At 61.2% G+C, this 19,495-nt stretch carries 20 protein-coding genes; 15 read left to right on the top strand and 5 right to left on the bottom strand.

Annotated features, from left to right (window positions below; genetic code table 11):
* Positions 1 to 23: 23 nt before the first annotated feature.
* Genes NTD85_RS05945 through NTD85_RS05935 form a run of 3 tightly spaced genes read left to right on the top strand, consistent with a single transcriptional unit; the run spans position 24 to position 2,363 of the window.
* Entirely contained in the window at positions 24 to 599 is a 576-nt protein-coding gene (locus tag NTD85_RS05945) for a YfiR family protein (protein WP_262141677.1), read from the top strand.
* Entirely contained in the window at positions 596 to 1,864 is a 1,269-nt protein-coding gene (locus tag NTD85_RS05940) for a diguanylate cyclase domain-containing protein (protein WP_262141676.1), read from the top strand. Before NTD85_RS05945 ends, NTD85_RS05940 begins: the two co-directional genes overlap by 4 nt.
* 43 nt (positions 1,865 to 1,907) lie before the next feature.
* Positions 1,908 to 2,363: an OmpA family protein gene (locus NTD85_RS05935; protein ID WP_262141681.1), complete on the top strand. Its 456-nt coding sequence runs from the start codon at positions 1,908 to 1,910 to the stop codon at positions 2,361 to 2,363.
* Here NTD85_RS05935 and NTD85_RS05930 read toward each other — a convergent pair.
* On the bottom strand, positions 2,360 to 3,307 hold the full coding sequence (locus NTD85_RS05930) for a LysR family transcriptional regulator (RefSeq protein ID WP_007962101.1): 948 nt from the start codon (positions 3,305 to 3,307) through the stop codon (positions 2,360 to 2,362). The genes NTD85_RS05935 and NTD85_RS05930 overlap by 4 nt on opposite strands.
* A gap of 150 nt (positions 3,308 to 3,457) precedes the next feature.
* On the opposite strand from NTD85_RS05930, the gene NTD85_RS05925 reads away from it, so the two are divergent.
* On the top strand, positions 3,458 to 4,984 hold the full coding sequence (locus NTD85_RS05925; RefSeq protein WP_262141675.1) for a CoA-acylating methylmalonate-semialdehyde dehydrogenase: 1,527 nt from the start codon (positions 3,458 to 3,460) through the stop codon (positions 4,982 to 4,984).
* Between the two features lie 9 nt (positions 4,985 to 4,993).
* The gene (mmsB, locus tag NTD85_RS05920; RefSeq protein ID WP_262141674.1) at positions 4,994 to 5,881 is read left to right on the top strand and encodes a 3-hydroxyisobutyrate dehydrogenase; all 888 of its coding nucleotides are present in this window, start codon (positions 4,994 to 4,996) and stop codon (positions 5,879 to 5,881) included.
* A gap of 271 nt (positions 5,882 to 6,152) precedes the next feature.
* Here the strand turns inward: mmsB and NTD85_RS05915 are convergent, their stop codons facing one another.
* Both NTD85_RS05915 and NTD85_RS05910 read right to left on the bottom strand, forming a co-directional pair.
* Positions 6,153 to 6,503: a cupin domain-containing protein gene (locus NTD85_RS05915; RefSeq protein WP_003221437.1), complete on the bottom strand. Its 351-nt coding sequence runs from the start codon at positions 6,501 to 6,503 to the stop codon at positions 6,153 to 6,155.
* A gap of 95 nt (positions 6,504 to 6,598) precedes the next feature.
* The gene (locus NTD85_RS05910; protein WP_262141672.1) at positions 6,599 to 7,498 is read right to left on the bottom strand and encodes a LysR substrate-binding domain-containing protein; all 900 of its coding nucleotides are present in this window, start codon (positions 7,496 to 7,498) and stop codon (positions 6,599 to 6,601) included.
* A 215-nt stretch (positions 7,499 to 7,713) separates the two neighbouring features.
* Here NTD85_RS05910 and NTD85_RS05905 point away from each other — a divergent pair, with 215 nt between their 5' ends.
* Positions 7,714 to 8,478, top strand: coding sequence for a sulfite exporter TauE/SafE family protein (locus NTD85_RS05905; protein ID WP_262141671.1), 765 nt, complete (start codon positions 7,714 to 7,716; stop codon positions 8,476 to 8,478).
* Here the strand turns inward: NTD85_RS05905 and NTD85_RS05900 are convergent.
* The gene (locus NTD85_RS05900; RefSeq protein WP_027614144.1) at positions 8,468 to 8,782 is read right to left on the bottom strand and encodes a putative quinol monooxygenase; all 315 of its coding nucleotides are present in this window, start codon (positions 8,780 to 8,782) and stop codon (positions 8,468 to 8,470) included. The two genes, NTD85_RS05905 and NTD85_RS05900, sit on opposite strands and share 11 nt — an antisense overlap.
* Positions 8,783 to 8,965: 183 nt before the next feature.
* Here NTD85_RS05900 and NTD85_RS05895 point away from each other — a divergent pair, with 183 nt between their 5' ends.
* The 9 genes from NTD85_RS05895 (at position 8,966) to NTD85_RS05855 (ending at position 18,441) form a co-directional block, all read left to right on the top strand.
* Positions 8,966 to 9,556 carry an NAD(P)H-dependent oxidoreductase gene (locus NTD85_RS05895; protein ID WP_103485488.1) on the top strand — a complete coding sequence of 197 codons (591 nt, stop codon included), beginning with the start codon at positions 8,966 to 8,968 and terminating at the stop codon, positions 9,554 to 9,556.
* Positions 9,557 to 9,728: 172 nt separating this feature from the next.
* Positions 9,729 to 10,640: a LysR family transcriptional regulator gene (locus NTD85_RS05890; RefSeq protein ID WP_027614142.1), complete on the top strand. Its 912-nt coding sequence runs from the start codon at positions 9,729 to 9,731 to the stop codon at positions 10,638 to 10,640.
* A 103-nt stretch (positions 10,641 to 10,743) separates the two neighbouring features.
* Entirely contained in the window at positions 10,744 to 11,637 is an 894-nt protein-coding gene (locus NTD85_RS05885) for an NAD-dependent epimerase/dehydratase family protein (protein WP_262141670.1), read from the top strand.
* 562 nt (positions 11,638 to 12,199) lie between these two features.
* Positions 12,200 to 13,921 (top strand): carbamoyltransferase, encoded by a 1,722-nt coding sequence (locus NTD85_RS05880; RefSeq protein WP_262141669.1) that lies wholly within the window; start codon positions 12,200 to 12,202, stop codon positions 13,919 to 13,921.
* A 63-nt stretch (positions 13,922 to 13,984) separates the two neighbouring features.
* Positions 13,985 to 15,160, top strand: coding sequence for an MFS transporter (locus NTD85_RS05875; protein WP_262141668.1), 1,176 nt, complete (start codon positions 13,985 to 13,987; stop codon positions 15,158 to 15,160).
* Between the two features lies 1 nt (position 15,161).
* Positions 15,162 to 15,836: an HAD family hydrolase gene (locus NTD85_RS05870; protein WP_262141667.1), complete on the top strand. Its 675-nt coding sequence runs from the start codon at positions 15,162 to 15,164 to the stop codon at positions 15,834 to 15,836.
* Positions 15,833 to 16,471 (top strand): YdcF family protein, encoded by a 639-nt coding sequence (locus tag NTD85_RS05865; protein WP_262141666.1) that lies wholly within the window; start codon positions 15,833 to 15,835, stop codon positions 16,469 to 16,471. The genes NTD85_RS05870 and NTD85_RS05865 overlap by 4 nt, the downstream gene beginning before the upstream one ends.
* 25 nt (positions 16,472 to 16,496) lie before the next feature.
* A complete protein-coding gene (locus NTD85_RS05860) occupies positions 16,497 to 17,954 on the top strand; it encodes an N-acyl-D-amino-acid deacylase family protein (RefSeq protein ID WP_262141665.1) in 1,458 nt (485 codons plus the stop codon).
* Positions 17,955 to 18,072: 118 nt separating this feature from the next.
* Entirely contained in the window at positions 18,073 to 18,441 is a 369-nt protein-coding gene (locus NTD85_RS05855) for a VOC family protein (protein ID WP_262141664.1), read from the top strand.
* Positions 18,442 to 18,696: 255 nt separating this feature from the next.
* Here NTD85_RS05855 and NTD85_RS05850 read toward each other — a convergent pair whose 3' ends face one another.
* Positions 18,697 to 19,062: a DUF6124 family protein gene (locus NTD85_RS05850; protein WP_262141663.1), complete on the bottom strand. Its 366-nt coding sequence runs from the start codon at positions 19,060 to 19,062 to the stop codon at positions 18,697 to 18,699.
* Positions 19,063 to 19,495: the final 433 nt, after the last annotated feature.

Here is a 19,495-nt window from a genome sequence, read left to right as displayed (position 1 = left end):
GTACGATCCAAGAGAATCCCTGCATGAAGGTGGCAGTCTGGGCGACAGAGCGCGTGGTTCGCTGCAAGCACGCATTGCTTGTCAGTCTGCTCTGTTTGCTGGCGGGCGTTGCTGTTGCGCAGCCACAGACTCCCGCAAGCGGGGCCGAACAACGCGCCCAGTCAGTGACGCAAGTCGTGCTTGGCATCCTCAGCTACGCTCGTTGGCCGGTCGAGCCAGCGCAGTTGCGCCTGTGTATCGTCGGGCCTACCGAGTACACCGACGATCTGGTCAAAGGCACCACACAAGCCACTGGCCGGCCGGTCACCGTGCGTCGACTGCTGGCCGACAACCCGGCCATCGTCAGCGAATGCGATGCGGTGTATATCGGCAAACTCACCACAGATGAACGCAGTCGGCTGTTCACGTCATTGATCGGTCATCCGGTGCTGAGCATCAGCGAAGGTGGCGATCAGTGCACGGTTGGCAGCCTGTTCTGCCTGCGCGTCGGCGATGAGCAGGTGTCCTTCGAGGTCAATCTCGACTCCGTAGCCCGCAGCGGCGTACGCATCCACCCGAGCGTACTGCAGCTGTCGCGCCGCAAACCGGCGGCGCCATGAAACTGTTCCGTTCCAGAACCCGTCCGACACTGGGCTCGGTCATCGGCCGTGGACATTTGATTGTCGCGCTGGTGGCCGTGACCATGGCCAGTGTGTCGCTGACCCTGTTGGGCGTTCTCGCGCTGCGGGTCTACGCCGATCACAACCTGCACCTGATTGCGCGCTCGATCAGCTACACCGTGGAAGCGGCGGTAGTGTTCAACGACAAGGCTGCCGCTACCGAAGCGCTGGCGTTGATCGCGTCCACCGAGGAAGTGGCGGATGCTCAGGTTTTCGATGCGCAAGGCCAGTTGCTGGCACGCTGGCAACGGCCCGAGAACGGCTTGTTCTCCGAACTGGAAATGCAGGCCGCCCGCACTATTCTGGAAAAGCCCATCAGCCTGCCGATCGTGCATCAGGATCGTGAAATCGGGCGCATTCTGCTGGTTGGTCACGGCGGCAGCCTCATGCGTTTTTTGCTCAGCGGTCTGGCGGGGATCATCCTCTGTACCGCGATCAGTGCCTGGGTCGCACTGTATCTGGCGCGCCGACAGCTGCGCAGCATTACCGGTCCTCTTCGCAGCCTCGCGGCGGTGGCCCACGCCGCCCGCAGCGAGCGTGCGCTGGATCGACGGGTACCGCCGGCGCAGATCGCCGAGCTCGACAACCTCGGCAACGACTTCAATGCCCTGCTCGATGAACTCGAATCCTGGCAAACCCACCTGCAAAGCGAGAACGAAACCCTCGCCCACCAGGCCAGCCACGATAGCCTCACCGGCCTGCCGAACCGGTCGTTTTTCGAAGGCCGGTTGATCCGCGCCTTGCGCAACGCCGGCAAGCACAACGAGCGGGCGGCGGTGCTGTTTCTCGACAGCGACCGCTTCAAAGGCATCAACGATAACTTCGGCCACGCCGCTGGCGATGCCGTGCTGGTGGCGGTGGCCAATCGGGTGCGCGCGCAACTGCGTGAAGAGGATCTGGTGGCGCGGCTGGGGGGCGATGAATTCGCCGTGCTGCTCGCGCCATTGCACAAGATCGAAGACGCCGAGCGCATCGCCGACAAGATTCTCGCCAGCATGGACATGCCCATCGCGCTGCCGGGTGATACCAGTGTGGTGACGTCGCTCAGTATCGGCATTGCCGTTTTCCCCGATCATGGTGCCACGCCAGGTGCCTTGCTCAATGCTGCCGACGCGGCGATGTATCAGGCCAAGCGCCTGTCGCGTGGCGCTCAATCCACTGCCGGGACGGAGAGCCCGGTCGTCAATCTTCAAACCAGGAGCTGATTCCGTGTACAGATTTCCCGCTCGACTGTTTTCCGCCTTGTTGATGATCGCCGTACTGGCGCTGACCGGGTGCCAGACCGCACCGCAAAAAGGCCTGACCCCGGCGCAGATCGCCGTACTCAAACAACAGGGCTTCGAGCCGACCGACGAGGGTTGGGCATTCGGCCTGTCGGGCAAAGTGCTGTTTGGCAGCGATATCGAAAGCCTGAACGCGCAGAGCACCGAGATCGTCGAACGTATCGGCAAGGCGCTGGTGGGTATCGGCATTGAGCGAGTGCGCGTCGACGGTCATACCGACGCCTCGGGCAAAGAGGCCTACAACCAGCAACTGTCACTGCGCCGTGCCAAGAGTGTGGGCAAAGTGCTGACCACCGTCGGCATGAAGGAAGAGAACATCCAGCTGCGCGGACTCGGCAGCAGCGAGCCGGTGGCGTCGAACAACACGTCCGCCGGACGCACCGAGAATCGCCGGGTGTCGATTGTGGTCAGCGCCGATTAATCGGCAAACCGCATCTCGCGGGTCTGCCCCATCAGCAGACCCTGATTGCGCTCGGTCACCTCACGGATGTAATCCCACAACAGGGTGATCCGCTTCAACTTCCTCAGATCCTCCCGGCAGTACATCCAGAACTGCCGGGTGATGTCGATTTCCTCGGGCAGCACCGGCAGCAGGCGCGGATCCTGCGCGGCGAGGAAGCACGGCAGAATCGCCAGTGAGCGCCCCTGCTGCGCCGCGACGAACTGCGCGATGACGCTGGTGCTGCGCAGGTTTGCGCTGGCGCCGGGCAGGACGTTCGCCAGGTACAGCAGCTCCGAACTGAACGCCAGGTCATCCACATAACTGATGAATTGATGCTTGCCCAAATCAGCCGGGCGGCGGATCGGTGGGTGTTGGTCGAGGTAGTCCTGGGTTGCGTACAGCTGCAAGCGGTAGTCGCAGAGTTTGCAGCACACGTACGGGCCGTGCTCCGGGCGCTCCAGGGCAATGACGATATCGGCTTCGCGCTTGGACAGGCTGATGAAGTGCGGCAGCGGCAGGATGTCTACCGAGATCGCCGGGTAGGCGTCGACGAAGTGACTCAACTGCGGAGTGATGAAAAAACTGCCGAAACCTTCGGTGCAGCCCATGCGCACATGTCCAGAAAGCGCCACACCAGAGCCCGAGACTTGCTCGCAAGCCATGTGCAACGTGCTTTCAATCGACTCGGCATAGCCCAGCAAGCGCTGGCCTTCAGTGGTCAGGACAAAACCGCTGGTGCGCGATTTTTCGAACAGCAATGTACCCAACGCCGCTTCCAGCGAACTGATGCGCCGCGACACGGTGGTGTAGTCGACGGCGAGCCGTTTGGCCGCGGTGCTGGCCTTGCGGGTGCGGGCGACTTCGAGGAAAAACTTCAGGTCGTCCCAGTTCAGCGACCCCAGGGAGGTGATGTTTTTTTGCATGATGGACGGGCTTATATGTGCGTTCTTATTAGAAGTTTGCACATCTATACTCCAAAAACAGTCCGACAACCAATTCGTGACACACGCCTCATCTCAAGGCGAACCCTTTCGCCTTGGCTCCTACGATAAAAACAAGTTTCGGAGACCAGCATGAACGCATCGCTTACGCCCAACGAAACCACGGTCCAGAAGGTCAAGCTGCTGATCGATGGCGAGTGGGTCGAATCGCAGACCACCGAGTGGCACGACATCGTCAACCCGGCGACCCAGCAAGTGCTGGCCAAAGTCCCGTTCGCCACCGCCGCTGAAGTCGATGCCGCCATCAGTGCCGCGCACCGCGCGTTCCAGACCTGGAAACTGACCCCGATCGGCGCGCGCATGCGCATCATGCTCAAGCTGCAGGCACTGATCCGCGAGCACTCCAAACGCATCGCCGTGGTGCTCAGCGCCGAGCAGGGCAAGACCATTGCCGACGCCGAGGGCGACATTTTCCGTGGCCTGGAAGTGGTCGAGCACGCCTGCTCCATCGGCACCCTGCAAATGGGCGAATTCGCCGAAAACGTGGCGGGTGGCGTCGATACCTACACCCTGCGTCAGCCGATCGGCGTGTGCGCCGGCATCACCCCGTTCAATTTCCCGGCGATGATTCCTCTGTGGATGTTCCCGATGGCGATCGCTTGCGGCAACACCTTCGTCTTGAAGCCTTCCGAGCAGGATCCGCTGTCGACCATGCTTCTCGTTGAGCTGGCGATCGAGGCCGGCGTTCCGGCCGGCGCGCTCAACGTGGTGCACGGTGGCAAGGACGTGGTTGATGGTCTGTGCACCCACAAGGACATCAAAGCGGTGTCGTTCGTCGGTTCGACGGCGGTCGGTACCCACGTTTACGACTTGGCCGGCAAGCACGGCAAACGCGTGCAGTCGATGATGGGCGCGAAGAACCACGCCGTGGTGCTGCCGGACGCCAATCGCGAGCAAGCGCTGAACGCCCTGGTCGGCGCCGGTTTCGGTGCGGCAGGGCAACGTTGCATGGCCACCTCGGTGGTGGTGCTGGTTGGTGCAGCGAAGCAGTGGCTGCCGGATCTGAAAGCGCTGGCGCAGAAACTCAAGGTCAACGCCGGCAGTGAGCCAGGCACCGATGTCGGCCCGGTGATCTCGAAGAAAGCCAAGGCGCGGATTCTCGATCTGATCGAAAGTGGCATCAAGGAAGGCGCCAAGCTTGAACTCGATGGTCGCGACATCAAGGTGCCGGGCTACGAGCAAGGCAACTTCGTCGGCCCGACCCTGTTCTCGGGCGTGACCACCGATATGCAGATCTACACCCAGGAAATCTTCGGCCCGGTGCTGGTGGTGCTGGAAGTCGACACCCTTGATCAGGCCATCGCGCTGGTCAACGCCAACCCGTTCGGCAACGGCACTGGCCTGTTCACCCAGAGCGGTGCGGCAGCGCGCAAATTCCAGACGGAAATCGACGTCGGCCAGGTCGGCATCAACATCCCGATTCCAGTGCCGGTGCCGTTCTTCAGCTTCACCGGGTCCCGTGGTTCGAAACTCGGCGACCTCGGCCCGTACGGCAAGCAAGTGGTGCAGTTCTACACCCAGACCAAAACGGTCACGGCGCGCTGGTTCGATGACGACAGCGTCAACGACGGCGTGAACACCACCATCAACCTGCGCTGAGGAACTACCATGAAAATCGCATTTATCGGTCTGGGCAACATGGGCGCGCCGATGGCGCGTAACCTGATCAAGGCCGGCCACTCGCTGAACCTGGTGGACCTGAACAAGACTGTGCTGGCGGAACTGGAGCAACTGGGCGGCACTATCCGCGCCTCGGCCCGCGAAGCAGCTGAAGACGCTGAACTGGTGATCACCATGCTCCCGGCGGCGGTGCATGTGCGCAGCGTCTGGCTCGGTGAGGATGGTGTGCTGGCCGGTATCGGCAAAGGCGTGCCGGCGGTGGATTGCAGCACCATCGATCCGCAGACTGCTCGTGATGTGGCCGCCGCTGCCGCCAAACAAGGCGTGGCGATGGCCGATGCACCGGTCTCCGGCGGCACCGGTGGCGCGACCGCTGGCACGCTGACCTTCATGGTCGGCGCCACCCCGGAACTGTTCGCCACCCTGCAACCGGTGCTGGCGCAGATGGGCCGCAACATCGTGCATTGCGGCGAAGTCGGCACCGGACAGATCGCCAAGATCTGCAACAACCTGCTGCTGGCGATCTCGATGGTCGGCGTCAGTGAAGCCATGGCGTTGGGCGATGCGCTGGGGATCGACACTTCGGTGCTGGCCGGGATCATCAACAGTTCGACCGGGCGTTGCTGGAGTTCGGAAATGTACAACCCGTGGCCGGGCATCGTCGAAACGGCGCCAGCCTCGCGCGGGTATACCGGTGGGTTTGGTGCCGAACTGATGCTCAAGGATCTGGGATTGGTGACCGAAGCGGCGCGTCAGGCGCATCAACCGGTGATGCTGGGGGCGGTGGCGCAGCAGTTGTATCAGGCGATGAGCCAGCGCGGGGAGGGCGGCAAGGACTTTTCGGCGATTATCAACAGTTATCGCAAGCCGCAGTAAATTCGGATCACCGATGCTCTGGTGGCAAGAGTGCTTTTGTGGCGAGGGAGCTTGCTCCCGCTGGTCTGCGCAGCAGACCCAAACCCGGTCAATGCGGTTCTTCAGAAAAACCGCATTGACTGAGTTTACGACTGCTGCGCAGCCGAGCGGGAGCAAGCTCCCTCGCCACAGGTTTTTTTGTGAGGCAAAAAAGATCGCAGCCTTCGGCAGCTCCTACATGGGCAAGATGTACACCCTGTAGGAGCTGCCGAAGGCTGCGATCTTTTGCATGTCAGGCGAAGACGAAATATTTGCGCACGGTCTCGACCACTTCCCAGGTGCCTTTCATCCCCGGTTCAACCACGAAAATATCGCCGGCGCGCAGGTGGATCGGTGCCATGCCGTCCGGGGTGATGATGCAGTAGCCTTCCTGGAAGTGGCAGTACTCCCACTTCACATAGTCGACCCGCCACTTGCCCGGGGTGCAGATCCAGGTGCCCATGATCTTGCTGCCGTCTTCGCTGGTGTAGGCGTTGAGGTTGACGGTGTGCGGGTCACCTTCGAGCTTTTCCCATTTGCAGGCATCGAGTACCGGCAGCGGGTGGGTGTCGCGCAGAACGGTGATGGGGGCGGTCGCGGTCATGAGAACTCCGGGCAGTGGGCGGATGGCAAAGAAACCAAGTCGCACCCTATAGCGCCCGGAGAGGGCTCAGTTGTCTGTGCTCGACATCAAGCTGCTCAGAAACGCGCTTTGCCCTTGGGAGGAGTCAAGGCCTGCAGCAAGGCTTTGGCGTAACCGGGCAGGGCGCTGAAATCCCGGGCGCAGAGCATCAGGGTGCGGCGCGCCCATGGCTCATTGAGGGCGATGCTGGTGAATGTGCGCGGCGTCGCGCGTTCGAGGGCAGCCAGCGGCACGATGGCGAGGCCGGCACCTCGGGCGACCATGCGCATCACCCCGTCAAAACCGTCGGCGCGGATCCGCACCTGCATGCGCGAGCCACTGTGCAGCGCCTGTTCTTCGAGGTAGATCGCCAGCGCGCTGTCGGTGCTCAGACCGACGAAATCATGGTGCAGGGCGTCGCTGAAGCTGACTTCGGCGGCGTTGGCCAGTGCATGTTCCCGCGGCACGATCAGCACTAACGGATCATCGCGAAAGGGCTGGGCCTGTAAATCGGAGGTGTCCACCGCATCGGAGACGATGCCGATATCGGCTGCGCCCTGGCGCAAGGCGTGGGTGATGCGGGCGCTGGGCAGTTCCTGCAGATCGATGTCGAGGTTGGGATGCTCGCGCAAAAAGTCCGCGAGCACTTCCGGCAGGTATTCGGTGATCGCCGTGGTGTTGCACAACAGTCGCACCTGACCTTTGACGCCCTGGGCGTAGTCGGCCAGATCCTGCTGCATGCGTTCGGCCTGTTGCAGGAGGATGCGCGCGTGGTGGGCCAATGCCTTGCCAGCAGGTGTCGGGCTCACGCCACGGCGCCCGCGTTGCAGGAACTCGATGCCCAGCGAGGCTTCCATGGCGCGGATGCGCGCACTGGCGGCGGCCAGCGAGAGATGGCTGCGGGCGGCGCCGGCGGTGATGTTGCCGGTGTCGAGGATGTGCAGATAGAGGCGCAGGTCGGTGAGGTCGAAGTGCATCGGGGCAGCCTCTGGTTTTTGTGGTGTCTGGGCGGGCCTCTTCGCGAGCAAGCCCGCTCCCACAGTGGATCAGTGGTGAATCCAAAACTGTGGGAGCGGGCTTGCTCGCGAAGGGGCCATCAGCCGCAACGCAATTAACAGCCTCTTGCATTGGCAGAGGCAGCCTCAGTATATGGCAGATTTTCAGCGCATCCGTGAAAGCGCACAGTAGCGCCATGAACACACTCGCAGATTTCTACCAGAACCTCGGCCTTGCCCTGTCATTGCTGGTCATCGCCACCTTCATCATGGCCGGTCTGGTCAAAGGCGTGATCGGCCTTGGTCTGCCTACCGTCGCCATGGGCCTGCTCGGTCTGGCTATGGCCCCGTCGCAGGCTGCGGCGTTGCTGATCATTCCGGCGACGTTGACCAACGTCTGGCAACTGGCCTTCGGCGGGCATCTGAGAGGGCTGATCAAACGCCTGTGGCCGATGCTGCTGATGATCTTTCTCGGCACCGCAGCCGGCACGTTGTCGATCGGCATGGCAGGCGGGCATTGGGTGGTGCGCGGCTTGGGCGCGGCGCTGTTGCTGTATGCGTTGAGTGGGTTGCTGCTGCCGACGCTGCAGGTCAATCCTCGGCATGAGCCGTGGCTCGGCCCGCTGTGCGGGATGATCACTGGCGTCATCACCTCGGCCACCGGTGTGTTTGTGATTCCGGCGGTGCCGTACCTGCAGGCGCTGGGTTTGAGTCGCGATGAACTGGTGCAGGCGTTGGGCCTGTCGTTCACGGTTTCGACCCTGGCGCTGGCCGGCGGCTTGTTCTGGCGCGGTGCGCTGGGCAGTGGCGAACTGACTGCCTCGCTGCTGGTGCTGATCCCCGCGATGCTGGGCATGTGGTTAGGGCAGTGGCTGCGTCAGCGCATCAGCGCCGTGCTGTTCAAGCGAGTATTTTTCGTCGGACTGGGCGCGCTCGGCGCCCATCTGCTGATCAGCGGCTAGCCGACGAGGCGCTGAGCATGTCGATCCGGCGGATATCGAAATCGCGCTCCAGGTACGTCATGCGGTTGTCGAAAAACTCGCGCATGTGCGGCAGGTTCGAGTGCACGTCCAGGTGCGCCTGGCTTTCCCAGATCTCGTAGAAGATGAACAGCGTCGGATCTTCCTTGTCGCGCAGCATGTGGTACTCGATGCAGCCGGGCTCGGCGCGGCTCGGTTCGACATAGGCGCGAAACAGCGCTTCGAAGGCCTCGGCTTTCTCCGGGCGGGTCTTGGCGTGCAGGATGAAACCGTGGCGTTCACTCATCGAAACAACTCCTCAAATGCAGATGGCCGGGAATGCTATTGCAACAATCGGCATTCGATTCGTGCATTTTGATCAAATGTATTTTGCGCCAGCGCGGCTTATTCCGCGCGAGATGGGCCGTTAACCTGCCGCCATTCCTTTTCCCATCTTCCTCCAGCCCCAAGGCTGCACCGAGGCGTTCTCATGAAAAAAGTGTTGTTGCTCAATGGCGGCAAGAAATTCGCCCACTCCGACGGTCGTTACAACGCCACCCTGCACGAAACTGCACTGAGCGTGCTGGATCGCGGTGGTCTGGATGTCAAAACCACATTCATCGACGAGGGTTACGACGTCGCGGAAGAAGTCGCCAAATTCCTCTGGGCCGACGTGATCATTTATCAGATGCCGGGCTGGTGGATGGGCGCGCCGTGGACCGTGAAAAAGTACCTCGACGAAGTCTTCACCGAAGGCCATGGCAGCCTCTATGCCAGCGATGGTCGGACCCGTTCCGATGCGTCGCAGAAGTACGGCAGCGGCGGTCTGATTCAGGGCAAGCAGTACATGCTGTCGCTGACCTGGAACGCACCGCAGCAGGCATTTGATGACCCGACAGATTTCTTTGAAGCCAAGGGGGTCGACGCGGTTTATTTTCCGTTCCACAAGGCCAACGAGTTTTTGGGCATGACCGGGTTGCCGACGTTTCTCTGTGTGGACGTGATGAAGCGCCCGAACATCGAGAATGATGTGGCGCGGTATGAGCAGCATCTGAAAGAGGTGTTCGCTCTCAAGGCTTGAGTGAATCAAGCTACTATCGAATAGCTTGGCCAAATCCTGTGGCGAGGGAGCTTGCTCCCGCTGGGCTGCGCAGCGGCCCTCGCTTCTACCTGAATCGCAAGGGAGCGCTGCGCACTCCAGCGGGAGCAAGCTCCCTCGCCACGATGAATACGCATTCGATTAGAGAGTTTCCGTGAAAGCCAGATCCGATGAGTTGCAGATTTTCGTCTGCGTGATCGAATGCGGTTCGATTTCCGCCGCTGCCGAGCAGGTCGGCCAGACCCCTTCGGCGGTGAGCCGCACGTTGTCGCGGCTGGAAGCCAAGCTCGACACCACGCTGATCAACCGCACCACGCGGCGCATGGACCTGACCGAGGAGGGCAAGTACTTCTTCGAGCAGGCCAAGCTGATTCTCGATCAGATGGACGCCCTCGAAGAGCGTCTGTCCTCACGCCAGCAAACCCCGTCCGGACGCCTGCGAATCAACGCCGCGTCGCCGTTCATGCTGCACGCCATCGTGCCGTACATCGACGAGTTCCGAGGCCTGTACCCGGACATCCAGCTCGAACTCAACAGCAATGACCTGATCATTGACCTGCTGGAACAAAGCACCGACGTCGCCATCCGCATCGGCACCCTTGCCGATTCCACCTTGCATGCGCGCTCGCTGGGTTGCAGCCCGTTGCTGATCGTCGCCAGTCCGGCGTATCTGGAAAAGCACGGCGCGCCGCAGCAGGTCGCCGACTTGAGCGAACACACCCTGCTCGGTTTCACCCACAACGAAGGCCTCAACCAGTGGCCGCTGCGCTACGTGCACGGCGACCGCTGGCCAATCACCCCGGCAATCAGCGCCTCCAGCGGCGAAACCGTGCGCCATCTGGCGCTGGAAGGGCAGGGTATCGCCTGCCTGTCGCACTTCATGACCATCGACGACATTCGCGCCGGGCGTCTCAAGGTGCTGCTGGCGGAATTCAACAGCGGTTATCGCCAGCCGATCAACGCCGTGTACTACCGTAACTCGCAACTGGCGCTGCGCATTCAGTGCTTCCTTGATTTCATCCAGAGCAAACTCGCGGCGTACGCCAGCGCCGATTTCAAGGGTTGATTCGTGATCCCTGCGCAACAGTGATTTGGGTGATCGCGGGTTTTTCCACCGGGGTTAGCGGTCGATACTCGCGGCATCACTTATTCACGCAGGGAGTTTCTCCATGAACGTATTCATCACCGGCGCTGCCGGATTCATCGGCGGTTCCATCGCCACCGGTCTGGTCCAGGCCGGCCACACCGTCACGGGTCTGGTGCGTAGCGCCGAACAGGCCGAAGAGCTCAAGGCATTGGGCATCACCCCGGTGATCGGCACCCTCGAAGACGCCGCGCTGCTGGCCGCACAGGCCCGCGCTGCCGATGCGGTGATCAACGCCGCCAGCAGTGACCATCGCGGCGCAGTCGAAGCGTTGCTCGATGTCCTGCGCGGTTCGAACAAAGTGTTCCTGCACACCAGCGGTTCGAGCATCGTCGGCGATGCCTCGGGCGGCAAGTCCAGCGACGTCATCTACTACGAAGACAACTTGCCGGAACCCACCGTCGACAAGGCTGCCCGCGTGGCCATCGACAACCTGATCCTCGCCGCTGCACAGGACGGCGTGAACTCGGCAGTGATCTGCAACACCCTGATCTACGGCCACAGCTTGGGCGTCAATCGCGACAGCGTGCAGTTGCCGCGTCTGCTCAAGCAAGCGCGCAAAAGCGGCGTGGTGCGCCATGTCGGCACAGGCCAGAACATCTGGTCCAACGTGCACATCGAAGACGTCGTCGCCCTGTACCTGCTGGCGCTGACCAAAAACGTGCCCGGCACCTTCTACTTTGTCGAAAGCGGCGAAGCCTCATTCATCGACATGACCACCGCCATGGCCCAGGCGCTGAACCTCGGCGAGCCACAAGACTGGCCACTGCAAGACGCCGAAGCCGAGTGGGGCTACGAAATGGCCAACTACGGCCTCGGCTCCAACAGCCGCGTTCGCGGCAAACACGCCCGCGAACTGCTGGGCTGGGCACCGAAGCGTACGTCGGTGGTTGAATGGATTCGTAACGAGATGGTGTGAGCCCACGCTACACCGCATGAAGCCATTCGCGAGCAAGCCCGCTCCCACAAATAGAACGCATTCTGGCTGAAGGAATGCGATCAACCTGTGGGAGCGGGCTTGCTCGCGAAAGCGCTGGATCAAACAACAGAAAAGTCGAATGGCACACCGTCATCGTTCTTTTTTGTCCCGGTAACCCGCCGCAAACACAGCGGCTGCCAGTGGAATTTAATTTTTAGCGGGGACTTCGCCGGGTGTTCGGGAGATTACCGACTAGGCTGCTACCCCGGTGAAACGAGGGCGGCTGCGATGCACGTCGCCCTCCACGTGTTGCAGGCATGAGGCCCGTTCAGCACGGCACCGCCCATGGAGTTTTCCGGCAAAAGGAATTTGCGATGGTGACACCCATTGATGCCTTCTGGTGAAGGTGTATCCCCCCGGCGGACCTACATCAATCCGCTATCTCCCGACGAGTAATGGTCGGCCATGACGGCCGGCATCTGTCATTGACTCTGGTTGTTGCATTGCACGCTACGCGCGTGGGCGAAGCCGTCACCTCAATTGGCGAAAACAAGGAATAGTTATGATCATTTTGGGTATTACGAACAATGATTTGGCGGGTGCTTGCCTGGTACGCGATGGTCAGATTCTTTCAGCGGTCAGTGAAGAGCGTTTCACCCGCATCAAGGACCATAAAATCTGGCCGGCCAAGTCCATCGAGTTTGTGTTGAGCCAGGCCGGCGTGTCACTGGAAGACGTCGATCATGTCGCCTATGGATGGAACGCCGGTTTCAGTGCCGACAAACATCTGGAGTTGTACTTCGATCGCATTGTCGAGGAGGTCAGGAACAACCCTCAGGGCCTTGCGCAGTTCCGTCAGCGTGTGACCGATGAAATCAACAACGACAAGGAAAAACGCGGCGAATTCGACCAGTACATTGTCGCCAACGGTCTGCAAGGCAAGGCGTATTTCATCGATCACCACGAGTGCCATGCACTCGGTGCCTATGTCTGCTCGCCGTTCGAGGAAGCATTGACCCTGACCTGCGACGGACGCGGCGACTTTCAGTCGCTGACCGTCACCTGGTACTGCCCGACAGAAACCACGGTGCTGCAACGCGAAACCAGTGTCGACAGCCTCGGTTATTTCTACGGCCGGATCACCCACCTGCTCGGTTACAAACCCAACCGCCACGAAGGCAAGGTCACCGGTCTGGCCGCGTTCGGCGATCCGCAGAAACTGCTGGGCGTGATGCAGCAGATGATCCGTTTCGAAGACGGCCGTATCAAGGCGCGCTGCGGCGATATGTTCCTGCCGTCCTACAACACCTACAGCGCGCCGCTGGAAACCCTGTTTGCACGGGAAACCCCCGAGGACATCGCCGCCGCTGTGCAGCGCCACAGCGAAGATCTGCTGGTGGCGACCGTCACCCATCATCTGGCGCAACGCGGTAGCGCCAACCTGTGCCTGGCCGGCGGCGTGTTCGGCAACGTCAAACTCAACCAGCGCCTGCGCGAGATTCCGGGCGTGAAAGACGTCTACGTGCTGCCGTGCATGGGCGATGGCGGCCTGGCGCTGGCGGCGGCAGTCGGTACCGCGTACCTGGAAAATGGCACCCGCTTCAAGAATCCGTCGATGATGCTAGGGCCGGAGTCGCGCAGCGTTTCGCAGAACATCAACCTGATCAATCGCGACTACCCTGAGCTCGGTTATCACACGCCGTCGAACATCATCGACGTGCTGATCGAGGCCCTGACGGAAAATCAGGTGCTGGGCATGTTCAAGGGCAAGATGGAGTTCGGCCCGCGTTCGCTGTGCAATCGCAGCATCGTCTATCACGCCCAGGATGCCGAGGTGAACGACTGGCTCAACAAACGCATGCATCGCACCGAGTTCATGCCCTTCGGCCCGGTCACCGCCATTGAGCAGGCGCCGGCCTGCTACGTCGGTTGGGACGAGGAGCAAGTGGCCGCCGACACCATGACCATGACCTACGACTGTCATCCGCAATTCAGCGAGGCAAGTCCGGCCGTGGTGCACATCGATGGCACCGCGCGCCCGCAGATCATTCGCCCGCAGAACGACCCGTTCATGCACCGCCTGCTGACGGCCTGGCACCAGAAAACCGGTCAGGCAGCCTTGATCAACACCTCGTTCAATCGTCACGAAGAACCGATCGTGTGCTCTTCCCAGGACGCACTGGATGCGTTGAAAGAAGGCATGGTCGATCTGGTGGTCATGAGTGAATCGCTGATCGTCTGGCGCAAGGGCAAAAACAGCTTCACCCAGCAACGCTTCGAATAATGGATGGTATTCAGGGCTCCTCCGGGAGCCCTGTTTCTGGAGTGTCAGGCGCATGGTTGACGAATGTATTTAATCTTTTTCGGGTTCTTTGCGGCGGAAGGGATCATCTATCCGTTCTGGCCGACCTGGCTGGATTCCCTGGGCTTCAGTGCCAGTGAAATCGGCTTGCTGATCGCCGCGGCGTATTGGCCGCAGGTGGTGACCGGGGTGCTGATCACCTATGTGGCCGACTGGCGCGTGGATCAGTTGCGGCTCGCCGCTGTTCTGAGCGTTACCGCCGCGTTGTGTACGTTGCTGTTCTACTTCATCCCGCCGCACCTGTGGATGTTCGTGTGCCTGAGTGTGCTGTTTGGCGGGCTGTGGATGGTGGTACTGCCGCTGTCCGAGTCTTACCTGCTCAAGCGCGACAAACTGGCCCTGCAGAATTACGGCTGGGTGCGGGCGGTAGGCTCTTCGGCCTTTATCCTGACCTCGACCCTCGGCGGCTTTCTGTTTGCGCAGTACAGCCAGTCGTGGGTGCCGCTGGTGATCGCGGCGAGCATGTTGCTCACCGCCGTGGCCTGTCTGCGCCTGAAACGCCAGGTGTCGCGGGCGCATCTGGCGCCGCCCGGCCCGGCGCGCAAACGGCCGGACTGGAAAGCGCTGTTGGCACACAAGAGCCTGCTGATCGCGATTGCTGCCGCCAGCTTCATTCAGCTGAGCCACACCCTGTACTTTTCCACGGCTTCGATCGGTTGGGGAGTGAAGGGCTTCTCTTCCTCGGCGATTGGCATGTTCTGGGCGGTGGCGGTGATTGCGGAAATCACCTGGTTCGCGCTCTCCAACAAGGTCCTGGCGTTTTGCGCGCCGTTGTCCCTGGTGATGTTTTCCAGTGTCTGTGCGGCGCTGCGCTGGGCGCTGTTTTCCAACAGCGACGCGGTGTCGCTGATCCTGCTGGGTCAGTGCCTGCACGCGCTGAGCTTTGCCGCCTACCACGCGGCGATCATGCGCTTTATTCGCGACCAGGCACCGCAGGATATTCAGGTCTTTACTCAAGGGGTTTATTACTCCCTGGCGGTGGCCTTGCCCATGGGCCTGGCCACACCTTTCGCCGGCTACCTGTACCAGACCCGGCCGCAGTGGTCGTACTACGTGATGGCGCTGTTCGCGTTGGTCGGAACGGTGCTGGCGTTCATTGCTCATCAGAAAATGCGAAGTTCAACTCATGGCTCAACAAACGTTTACAGCCGTCTGCTTTGATATGGACGGCGTGCTCATTCAGTCGCGCGAGGTGATTGAACACGCCTGGACCACCGTGGCGCGCGAGTACGGGCTCAGCGTCGATCAGGCGTTCATTGACGAGCACATCCACGGCCGTCCCGGTGGTTACACCCTCAAGACCTTGTTTGCCGAGTTCGACGAAGCACAGCGGGTGGCGATCAAACGTGAAGTCGACGCCATCGAGCAGGTGACGAACTGTGCGCTGGTGCCAGGTGTCGCGACGTTGATCGCCCGACTCCGCGAGCACACCGTGCCCCTGGCGCTGGTCACCAGCAGCTGGCGGGCGCGGGTCGACCATGTCCTGCGGCAACACGACCTGATGTCGGCATTCGACAGCATCATCTGCCGCGATGACGTGCGCAGCGGCAAACCGGCCCCCGATCCCTATCGCCTGGCCGCAGCACAACTGGGCCGGCAAAGTGATGAGTGCCTGGTGTTCGAAGACTCCGTCAGCGGTGTGCAGTCGGCGATCAGCAGCGGTGCGCTGTGTATCGGCATTGGTGACGACCCGACGCTGACTGCGCATGGCGCTGCAGGCGTGTATGTCGATTTCACCCGGCTTGCGCTTAGGCTGGACGGCAGGGGCGCGCACGGTTATGCCGATGGAGCGCTGTTCATTAACACTCACCCGACCCAGAGGTTTGCCCGCTCATGACATTGACGTTGCAGCACGCCAGCGTGCTCTGGAAATTCCTCGGTGCGGGGCGCCAACACAGCGCTTGTGAATTGATTGTGGTCTGCGGCTCCTACGACCTGCGGGTCTGCGATTACGCCTGCCAACTCCTGAAAGACGGCGTGGCCCCCCACCTGTTGTTCACCGGCAATACCGGCAACTGGACCAGGCATTTGTGGGAACGCACCGAAGCCGATATTTTTGCCCAACACGCGTTGTTGCAAGGGGTGAGGGCAGAGCAGTTCACCCTGGAAACCCGCGCGACCAATTTTGCCGAAAACATCGCGTTTGCCCGGGCGATGTTTCCAGACGTGCGTCGCGCGACCTTTCTGACCAAGCCCAATTCGATCCGGCGCGTGGCGTTGACTCTGCCCGTGCAATGGCCCGAACTGGAAGCCTTTGTGGATGCGCCGTCGTTCCGATTTCCCGATGACGTCAGCAATCTGATCGGGGTCTTGGGCCTGATCGACGAAATGGTCGGCGATGTGCACCGCATCATGGTTTACCCTTCGTTGGGTTTTCAGGTCGAGCAGGTCATCCCCGAAGAGGTTCAGGTGGCCTGGCGGTACCTGGTGGAGCAAGGCTTCGATCACCATTTGATCAAGGGCAGGAGTTGACGCTGACTCCCGCCGGGAGACAGACATGCAATACGACACGCTGATCCGCAACGCCACCGTTATCGATGGCAGCAACACGCCCGGCTACCGCGCCGATGTGGCGATTCTCAACGGGCGCATCGAACGTATCGGCGACTTGCACGATGCTCGCGCCACGGAAGAAATCGACGCCGCCGGCCGCGTGCTCGCCCCGGGTTTCATCGACGTGCACACCCACGACGACACCGTGGTCATCCGCCAGCCGCAGATGCTGCCCAAGCTCAGCCAGGGCGTGACCACGGTGATTGTCGGCAACTGCGGGATCAGCGCCTCGCCGGTCAGTCTCAAAGGCAATCCGCCGGACCCGATGAACCTGCTCGGTACCGCAGCGGCGTTCGTCTATCCGCGCTTCAGCGATTACCGCGCCGCCGTAGAAGCGGCGAACACCACGCTGAACGTCGCCGCGCTGGTCGGTCACACCGCACTGCGCAGCAATCACCTCGACGACCTGTTCCGCACCGCCACGCCAAATGAAATCGCCGCCATGCGCGAGCAATTGCGTGAAAGCCTTGAAGCCGGCGCGCTCGGTTTATCCACAGGCCTGGCCTACGCCAGCGCCTACAACGCCTCCACCGACGAAGTGAAGCAACTGACCGAAGAGCTGAAGGCATTCGGCGCGGTGTACACCACCCATCTGCGCAGTGAATTCGAACCGGTGCTGGAGGCGATGGAAGAAGCGTTCAGCATCGGCCGTCACTCACAATCCCCGGTGATCATCTCCCACCTCAAATGTGCCGGTGTCGGTAACTGGGGGCGTAGTCCGCAGTTGCTCGCGGCGTTGGAGGAAGCAGCGAAAACCCAACACGTGGGCTGCGATTGCTATCCCTACGCGGCGAGTTCTTCGACGCTGGATCTGAAGCAAGTCACCGACGCCCACCGCATCACCATCACCTGGTCGACGCCGCATCCTGAAGTCAGCGGACGCGACCTGATCGACATCGCCGCCGAATGGAACGTGCCACTGCTCGAAGCCGCCAAACGCCTGCAACCGGCGGGCGCGGTGTACTACGGCATGGACGAGGCCGATGTACGAAAAATCCTCGCGCATCCATTGTCGATGGTCGGGTCTGACGGCCTGCCGGAAGACCCGTTCCCACATCCACGCCTGTGGGGCGCTTTCCCACGGGTACTCGGACATTTCAGTCGCGATGTCGGGCTGTTTCCGCTGCACACCGCCGTGCACAAGATGACCGGTCTGTCGGCAGCGCGGTTTGGCTTGCAGGAGAGGGGCGAGATTCGTGAAGGTTATTGGGCGGACCTAGTGTTGTTCGATCCACTGACCGTGCGCGATGTGGCGGACTTCGCTGATCCGCAGCGGGCGGCGCAGGGGATTGATGGGGTGTGGGTCAATGGGGTGTTGAGTTATCGCGATGGGCAGGCGAATGGGCGTCGGGAAGGGCGGTTTCTCGCGCGGAAAGGGGATTTGCGTGACAACTTTCGCTGACGTTTCGCGGAGTACGTCACAGTGATGGCACATTGCAATTAAAGAAAGCCATCGCCAAGCCGAATTGCTGACATCCAGCCCAGCTAAACTCTTGGGCCAACCAGTCAGGGAGCACCCCATGAGCTTCGGCAAAACCACTCCGATCCTGCGGATCTTCGATGAAGCCAAGGCTTTGGAATTCTACGTCGACTTCCTCGGCTTCAAGGTCGATTGGCAGCATCGCTTCGAAGCGAACTTCCCGTTGTATGTGCAGGTATCCCGTGGCGAGTGCGTGCTGCACCTGTCCGAGCATCATGGCGATGCGACGCCGGGTTCGGCGTTGCGCATCGAGACCGATGAGCTGGAGGCGTTTCAGCAGCAGTTGGTGGCCAAGAATTACAAGTTCTCGCACCCACAGATTCAGGCGATGCCGTGGGGCAGCCAGGACATGACGATTGCGGATCCGTTTGGTAATCGGTTGGTGTTTACCAACGCGATCAGTGTTTGAGCTGAGAAGAGCCCCTCACCCTAACCCTCTCCCGGAGGGAGAGGGGACTGACCCTGGGATATTCGAGTAATACGCCGACCTGAACCTCCTTTACCGAATCCATAATCGACTCGGTCATTCAGGTCGATGTACGACGCCAGACACCTCGATCGGCCCCCTCTCCCTCCGGGAGAGGGTTGGGGTGAGGGAAAAAGATTCACGCCATACAAAAAAGCCCGCTGCCAAACCACTAAGGTTTTGCCGCGGGCTTTTTCGTTACTCGGTTGGCACTAACTGATCCAGCACCCGATTGACGGCGACTTCCGCCACCATCACCACTTGTGCGATGCCTTGCAGGGTCTTGCGGTGCGAGCCTTCCAGCAGGCCGGCGAAGTCGTTGAGCATCACGGTGGCCGAGCCAAGGGATTCGCAGGCATCGGCCAGCAACGGTTCGGTGCCGCTGGCCGGGTTGGCCATGTAGAGACGATTCGGCTGGTACGGGGTGGCCATGATGGCGGGCGTCGGTGGGCCGAGGTAGTGGTCAAGGGCACGCTCGGCGGCTTCGTGGAATTTCTTTGAGTCGGGGGATTCGTAGGGGGAGGCCGCGTCGGTGGGCGGCGGGTTGGGTGTAACTTTGAACATTTGCCAGATCCTCATTGAGGGCTGGCCGCCGTTTCCCTACTAAAAGAAATGGAGGCAGCCGTGCGCAGGTTAGTAGACCGGGGATCTGGGAAACCGGCGCGCCCGAGGGCGCCCTGCGCACAGCCACCATAACGTTCAGGCAAGACCTGACTGTCTGATGAGCGATACGCCCCAAAAACCTCGGGCTACTAAACCCGATCACTGGAAATCAGCGACGGACTCAAGTTACCGACGGGCTTCAGGGCGCACAAGCCGGCGGATTCTGGCGTAGCCGTAGGCAGTGGCGCAAGGATTTGTAGGCAGTAGGGCGTAACACTGAGTGTCTTTAAACTGGTGTGCTGGAAGGTGTTTATTGCGCTACAGAAGCGGAGGATTTGTCTGTCGGATTGAGGTGAGGCGACTGGCGCCTTCGCGAGCAAGCCCGCTCCCACAG

The sequence above is a fragment of the Pseudomonas sp. 13B_3.2_Bac1 genome (assembly GCF_025466205.1).
GTDB lineage: Bacteria > Pseudomonadota > Gammaproteobacteria > Pseudomonadales > Pseudomonadaceae > Aquipseudomonas > Aquipseudomonas fluorescens_H.
This window is presented reverse-complemented; position numbering and strand designations above follow the sequence as displayed.

Coding starts and splice junctions, on each gene's coding strand:
- NTD85_RS05945 (WP_262141677.1), top strand. CDS start 24: ATGAAGGTGGCAGTCTGGGCGACAGAGCGCGTGGTTCGCTGCAAGCAC.
- NTD85_RS05940 (WP_262141676.1), top strand. CDS start 596: ATGAAACTGTTCCGTTCCAGAACCCGTCCGACACTGGGCTCGGTCATC.
- NTD85_RS05935 (WP_262141681.1), top strand. CDS start 1,908: ATGATCGCCGTACTGGCGCTGACCGGGTGCCAGACCGCACCGCAAAAA.
- NTD85_RS05930 (WP_007962101.1), bottom strand. CDS start 3,307: ATGCAAAAAAACATCACCTCCCTGGGGTCGCTGAACTGGGACGACCTG.
- NTD85_RS05925 (WP_262141675.1), top strand. CDS start 3,458: ATGAACGCATCGCTTACGCCCAACGAAACCACGGTCCAGAAGGTCAAG.
- mmsB (WP_262141674.1), top strand. CDS start 4,994: ATGAAAATCGCATTTATCGGTCTGGGCAACATGGGCGCGCCGATGGCG.
- NTD85_RS05915 (WP_003221437.1), bottom strand. CDS start 6,503: ATGACCGCGACCGCCCCCATCACCGTTCTGCGCGACACCCACCCGCTG.
- NTD85_RS05910 (WP_262141672.1), bottom strand. CDS start 7,498: ATGCACTTCGACCTCACCGACCTGCGCCTCTATCTGCACATCCTCGAC.
- NTD85_RS05905 (WP_262141671.1), top strand. CDS start 7,714: ATGAACACACTCGCAGATTTCTACCAGAACCTCGGCCTTGCCCTGTCA.
- NTD85_RS05900 (WP_027614144.1), bottom strand. CDS start 8,782: ATGAGTGAACGCCACGGTTTCATCCTGCACGCCAAGACCCGCCCGGAG.
- NTD85_RS05895 (WP_103485488.1), top strand. CDS start 8,966: ATGAAAAAAGTGTTGTTGCTCAATGGCGGCAAGAAATTCGCCCACTCC.
- NTD85_RS05885 (WP_262141670.1), top strand. CDS start 10,744: ATGAACGTATTCATCACCGGCGCTGCCGGATTCATCGGCGGTTCCATC.
- NTD85_RS05880 (WP_262141669.1), top strand. CDS start 12,200: ATGATCATTTTGGGTATTACGAACAATGATTTGGCGGGTGCTTGCCTG.
- NTD85_RS05875 (WP_262141668.1), top strand. CDS start 13,985: ATGTATTTAATCTTTTTCGGGTTCTTTGCGGCGGAAGGGATCATCTAT.
- NTD85_RS05870 (WP_262141667.1), top strand. CDS start 15,162: ATGGACGGCGTGCTCATTCAGTCGCGCGAGGTGATTGAACACGCCTGG.
- NTD85_RS05865 (WP_262141666.1), top strand. CDS start 15,833: ATGACATTGACGTTGCAGCACGCCAGCGTGCTCTGGAAATTCCTCGGT.
- NTD85_RS05860 (WP_262141665.1), top strand. CDS start 16,497: ATGCAATACGACACGCTGATCCGCAACGCCACCGTTATCGATGGCAGC.
- NTD85_RS05855 (WP_262141664.1), top strand. CDS start 18,073: ATGAGCTTCGGCAAAACCACTCCGATCCTGCGGATCTTCGATGAAGCC.
- NTD85_RS05850 (WP_262141663.1), bottom strand. CDS start 19,062: ATGTTCAAAGTTACACCCAACCCGCCGCCCACCGACGCGGCCTCCCCC.